The 5,904-nt window shown below is 75.5% G+C and carries 3 protein-coding genes; all 3 read right to left on the bottom strand.

Annotation, left to right across the window (positions count from 1 at the left end; all coding sequences use genetic code 11):
* Positions 1-40 precede the first annotated feature (40 nt).
* The gene (gene mptB, locus ACWER9_RS31635; RefSeq protein WP_452305295.1) at positions 41-1,441 is read right to left on the bottom strand and encodes a polyprenol phosphomannose-dependent alpha 1,6 mannosyltransferase MptB; all 1,401 of its coding nucleotides are present in this window, start codon (positions 1,439-1,441) and stop codon (positions 41-43) included.
* Positions 1,442-1,494: 53 nt separating this feature from the next.
* The gene (locus ACWER9_RS31630; RefSeq protein WP_452305294.1) at positions 1,495-3,120 is read right to left on the bottom strand and encodes a hypothetical protein; all 1,626 of its coding nucleotides are present in this window, start codon (positions 3,118-3,120) and stop codon (positions 1,495-1,497) included.
* On the bottom strand, positions 3,113-5,904 hold a 2,792-nt coding region (locus ACWER9_RS31625), incomplete at its 5' end, for a bifunctional [glutamine synthetase] adenylyltransferase/[glutamine synthetase]-adenylyl-L-tyrosine phosphorylase (protein ID WP_452305293.1). The genes ACWER9_RS31625 and ACWER9_RS31630, both read right to left, overlap by 8 nt.

Genomic DNA, 5,904 nt, shown 5'->3' with positions numbered 1-5,904 from the left:
GAGAGGGGGGCACCGGGAGCGGTCACCGGCGCACCTTCCCTCAGTCGGCGGCGACCGGCTGACGGGCCGCCCGAGCCGACCGTACCAACCGGACGACGACCACGATCACCAACAGCGTCATCAGTGGCGCCCCGATGGTCTTGGTGTACCGGGGCAGGCCGGTGCCGTCGGGCAGCACCAGGAAGGAGGCGACCAGGGCGACCACGGTGAACCATCTGGTGCGCTTGGCGGTGGCCGCCAGCACGAAGAGCGGCCAGGTCCAGTACCAGGGGTGTACGACGGGGGCGAGCGCGACGGTGAGGGCCAGCGCGAGGCCGGCGTGGTACAGCGGGTCGCGGGTGCGGGCCCGCCACCAGAGCCAGACGAGCAGGACGGCCAGGACGACCACGGCGATCCCGCGGGTGACCGGCAACGCGTCGATGTGACCGCCGAACAGCGCCGCGACGTAGCCGACCGTCTGCCCGACAGCCGTCGGCGGGGACGTCCAGGCGATGGCGGCGCCCCCCTGGGACAGCCCGCCGACCCAACCGAAGTCGAGCCCACCGGCGACGGTCACGCCGACCACCGTGGCGACGGCGCCGCCGACCACCCAGCCGCCGTCGCGGATCAGCGTTCGGATCCGGTACGGCCCGACGGTGGCGGCCAGCGCGGCGAACGGCACCACCACCACGGCGGTCACCTTGATCGCGACGGCGACTCCGAGGAGCAGGCCGCCGACCAGCAGCATCGTGCGCCGGCCGGGGTGCGCCGCCACCACGGCCAGCCCGCCGACCAACGCGGCGAGCATCAGTACGTCGTTGTGGGGGCCACCGATCAGGTGCGCGGCGACCAGCGGGGATCCCAATGCCAGCCACACCGCCCGCTTCGGCGGCACACCGGCCCGACGCGCAAGCGCCGGCAGGGCCCACGCCGTGAGGAGTACGCCGACGAGCGACAGTGCCCGGAACACCACGATGCTCGCGGTCAGCGAACCGGTGGCCTTCACCACGGCGCCCGCGATGAGCACGAACAGCGGCCCGTACGGCGCCGGGGTGTCGCGCCAGATGACCGAGACGGTGTCCAGCCAGGGGCAGGGCAGCGCCGAGACGCCCTGCTCGTACGGGCTGATGCCGCCGACGAAGCTGGCGCCCTGGCAGGCGTACGCGTACACGTCCCGGCTGCCGAAGGGTGGTGCGACAAGCAACGGCAGCAGCCAGAGCCCGACGGTGACCAGGGCCCACCGCGTCGAGGGTCCCCCGTCGCGAAGTGCCCACCAGGCGTACGCCATCAGGCCGGTGCCGACCAACCAGGCGGCGAGGACCAGCGGGCCGTGCGACCCCTGCCAGATGCTGACCGGGGTGCTGCGCAGGGGGCCGCCGGGGAACGCGCCGCCGAGGAAGGCGGCGAGCGCGAGCAGCATCGAGCCGGCGAGGCCGGTCCAGCGCGCGAGGTGGGAAGGCACGCCGGACATGCTGCCAGCAGCACGACGGGACGCCGACGGCAGCACCCGGACGGTCAGCAGTGCCGGGCCGGTGTCAGCGCGCTGGAGAGCGTGTAGTCACCGGCGGCACGGACCCGTACCTCGGTCCACCCGTCCTCGCCCGGTCGCAGGCAGCCGTCCGGGCCGTCCAGCGTGAGCCAGCGTGACCAGCGCACCCGCAGCGGCACGTCCCCCGGTGTGGCGGTCAGCCGGACCGCGCCGCGCTCGGAGGCGACGAGCCGGCCCGGGGCACCGACGAGCGGGGTCGGGTCGACCACCGCGTACATCCGCCAGGTCGGGTCGCTCCAGACTTCCCGCAGGTACGGCAGGCCGCCGCGGACGAGCGCGGCCTCGTCGCGCCCCCACCTGTCGGCGGGGGCGTCCGGGGCGAGCACCACGTAGGTCACCGCCTCGTGCCGTAACCACTGCTCGTACGTCTGCGTGCTGAGGCTGCCGTCGTAGAACAGCGCGTTGCGGTCGCTGTCGACCTGGCGTTCCCAGCCTCGGGCCAGCGGCACGGTCGGCGGCAGGTACGCGGACTCCCAGTGGTCGCGCAGCGGCACCACCTCGACCCGCCCGGCTGGTTGTCGGCGGTCGAGTTCGGCGACGAGCGGTGTGTAGAAGCTCGCAACGCTCTCCGGGGAGCCGGCACGGGTCACGTCGCTCACCATCACCGGCGACTGCCACCACACCGTCGCGGCGAGCAGCCCGGCCAGCCACGGCCCCGGCAACGCGGCGTACCCGGCCAGCACGGGCAGGGCGAACAACATCGGCAGCCGTAGCGCGTTGGAACCGATCGGGCTGGGCACGTAGTACGCCCCGACCAGGAGCAGCACGGTGAGCGCCGCGCCGATGCGCAGCACCCGGCGGCGACGCGGCAGCACGACCGCCACCAGCACCGCGAGCGCGACGTTGATGCGCATCGACTCGGCCGAGTACGGCTGGGTGCCGCCGTTGCCGAAGCCGAACGCGATCGGGGCGAGCGTGACGGCGGGCGCCACGGCCAGGACGAACCCCTCGGCCAGCGGTCGCTCGGCCCGCCAGCCTCCGGGCAGCGGGCGGCCCGGCCCGTCACCGGTCCGCACGGCGGCCAGCAGCAACGCCGCGCCGGCCAGCCCGGTGAACAGGCCGGCGACCGGGCTGGCCGCCGTCGCCAGGGCGGCGCAGCCGGCGGCGAGCGTCAGCCGGAGCCAGCGTGGTGGGCGTTCGGCGCTCACCGCGCAGAGCGCCAGCAGCCCGAACGCCAGCCCGACCGCGAAGGTGATCCGACCGCTGGCCAGGTTGCCGACGAGCACCACCGCGCCGAGGACGCCGGCCAGCAGCGGCCGGCGGGCCCGGTTGCGGGTGAACAACCAGCCCAGCGCGGCAGCGCCGACCACGGCGGCGACCGCCCCGAGCGGACGCACCCCGATCAACGCGCCCCACCGGGCGGTGAAGAGGCTGTAGCCGTACTGGTTGACGCCGCCGTACCAGCCGAAGTCGACGGGCGCGGCCCCGTACCGCTCGGTGAACCCGGCACGGGCGACCTGCGCGGCGAGGTCGGTGCCCATCGGTGGTGCGAGGAGGAACGCGACGGCGAGCACCACCGCGACCCCGGTCGCCGCCACCCCGCCGGTGCCCGCGATGCGCCGCCCGGTGGGGCGCGGCGACGCGTCAGGCATCGAGGACCCGTTCGGCCGCGGCGCGGGAGCGGCGGGCGGTGCGCAGGTACTCGTCGAGGAACTCCCCCGGGTCGTCGCGGCCGAGCAGCCCGACCACGCCGGCCAACTCCACCCCGTGCCGGGGCAGCTGGTCGCCGGCCCGGCCCCGGACCAGCATCAACGCGTTGCGGACCTGCGCGGCCAGGGCCCAACCGGCGGCCATCTCCGCGGCGTCCGTCGGGTCGACCAGGCCGGCCCGCTCGGCCGCCGCGAGGGCGTCGAGGGTACGCGTGCCGCGCAGCTCCGGATTCGCGCCGGCGTGCCGGAGCTGGACGAGCTGCACCGCCCACTCCACGTCGGCGAGCCCCCCACGACCCAGCTTGGTGTTGGTGGCCGGGTCGGCTCCCCGGGGCAGTCGCTCGTTCTCCACCCGGGCCTTGATCCGCCGGATCTCCACGACCTGCTCGCGGGTCAGCCCGCCGGCCGGGTAGCGCACCGGCTGGATCATCGACTCGAACTCGGCGCCCAGGTCGGCATCTCCGCAGACGAACCGGGCGCGCAGCAGTGCCTGCGCCTCCCACACCCGCGACCAGCGGGCGTAGTACGCGGCGTACGCGGCGAGACTGCGGACCAGCGGACCCTGGCGGCCCTCCGGCCGCAGGTCGGCGTCGACGCCGAGCGGCGGGTCCGGGGCCGGCACCCCGAGCAGTCGGCGCAGCTCCTCGGCGACGGCGTGCGCGGCGGCGCTGGCGGCGCTCTCGCTGCCGCCCGGTGGCGGGTCGTAGACGAAGAGCACGTCGGCGTCGGAGAGGTAGTTCGACTCGTACCCGCCGAGCCGACCCATGCCGATCACCGCGAACCGCAGCCCCTCCGGCGCCGGCTGGCTGGCCTGGGCGGCCCGCAACGCGGCGGCCAGGGTGGCGTCGGTGACGTCGGCGAGCGCCGTGCCGACCGCGGTGATGTCGGACAGCCCGGCGGCCGGCCGGGTCGCGCCGTCCGGTCGGGTGGGGCTGGGCGCGAGCGCACCCGCCCGGCAGAGCACGTCGGCACAGGCCACCCGGACCAGCTCGCGACGGCGCAGCGCGCGCACCGCGCTCGTCGCCTCGACCGGGTCGCTGTGCCGGGCCGCCGCCGCCAAGAATCCCTCCCGCAGCACCTCCGGCGCGCGTGGCGCCAGCTCGTTCTCCTCGGCCAGCAGCCGCAACGCCTCCGGGTCGCGGGCGAGCAGGTCGGCGACGTACCGGGACAGCGCGAGGACCCGGGCCAGCCGCCGGGCCACCGGGCCGCCGTCGCGCAGCAGCCGCAGGTACCAGGGCGTGCTGCCCAGCTTGTCGGAGACCTTCCGGTAGTTGAGCAGCCCCCGGTCCGGCTCCGGCGCGTCGGCGAACTCGCTGAGCAGCACCGGCAGCAGGGTGCGCTGGATCGCGGCCGTGCGGCTCACCCCGCCGGTGAGCGCCTGGAGGTGACGCAACGCCCCGGCCGGGTCGGCGAAGCCGAGGATCTCCAGGCGGTTCCTGGCCGCCTCCGGGGTGAGTCGCAGCCCGTCGGCCGGCACCCGGGCCACCGACTCCAGCAGCGGCCGGTAGAGCAGTTTGGCGTGCAGTCGGCGTACCTCGGTGGCGTGGGTGACCCACTCGGCCCGGAAGCTCTCCACGGCGCTGCGCCCCGGCGCGGCCGTGAAACCCAGCGCGGCGGCGAGCCAGCGCAGCGCGCCCGGCTCGGCGGGCACGGTGTGCGTACGACGCAGGCCCTGCAGTTGCAGCCGGTGCTCGACGCTGCGCAGGAAGCGGTAGCCGCGCAACAGGGCCTCACCGTCGGCCCGCCCGACGTAGCCGCCGGCGACGAGCGCGCGCAACGCCGGGATGGTGCCGGGCGCGCGAAGCGTCTCGTCGCCGCGACCGTGTACGAGTTGCAGCAGTTGGACGGCGAACTCGATGTCGCGCAGCCCACCCGGACCGCGCTTGATCTCGCGCTCCAACTCCTTCGGCGGGATGTGGTCGATGATCCGGCGACGCATGGCGCGGACGTCCTCGACCGCCTCGGGCCGCTCGGCCGCCCGCCAGACCAGCGGCGCGAGCTGGTCGATCCACTCCTGGGCCAGCGGCAGGTCCCCGGCGGCCGGGCGGGCCTTGAGCAGCGCCTGGAACTCCCAGGTGCGCGCCCACCGCCGGTAGTAGGCCAGGTGGCTGGCCAGGGTCCGCACCAGCGGGCCACGGCTGCCCTCGGGCCGCAGTGCGGCGTCCACCGGCCAGGCGACCAGACCGCAGATGGAGATCAGACGGGTCGCCACCAGGGTCGCGGCGGGCAGGTCGGCGTCCTCGGCGGCGACGAAGATGACGTCCACGTCGGAGACGTAGTTCAGCTCGCCGCCGCCGCACTTGCCCATCGCCACGACCGCGAGCCGGGGCCGCTCGGTGCCCTCCGCCAACTCCTCGACCGCTATCTCGTAGGCGGCGGACAGCGTCGCGTCGGCCAACGCGGAGAGCGCCGCCATCGTCTGCTCCAGGCCGCGACCGCCGGTCAGGTCGGCCGCCGCGATCCGCAACAACGCCAACCGGTACGCGGTCCGCAGCGCCGCCACCGGGTTGCCGCCGTCGGTCGGCTCCAGCCGCCCCTCGGCGGCCGGGGCGAGCCCGTCCGGGGCCGTCCGCAGCACCCGGTAGTGCTCGGGGTGAGCCACCAGATGGTCACCGAGCGCCGACGACGCACCGAGCACCGCGATCAACCGCCGCCGCAGCCCGGGGTCCCCGTGTACGTCCGCGAGCAACGGCGACTCGACGCCAGGTTCCGTGGCGCTGCCGTCCG

The organism is Micromonospora sp. NPDC003944 (genome assembly GCF_053605225.1).
The sequence above is the reverse complement of the archived record's forward strand: the minus strand, read 5'-3'. Positions and strand labels throughout refer to the sequence as shown.

Coding starts and splice junctions, on each gene's coding strand:
- ACWER9_RS31630 (WP_452305294.1), bottom strand. CDS start 3,120: ATGCCTGACGCGTCGCCGCGCCCCACCGGGCGGCGCATCGCGGGCACC.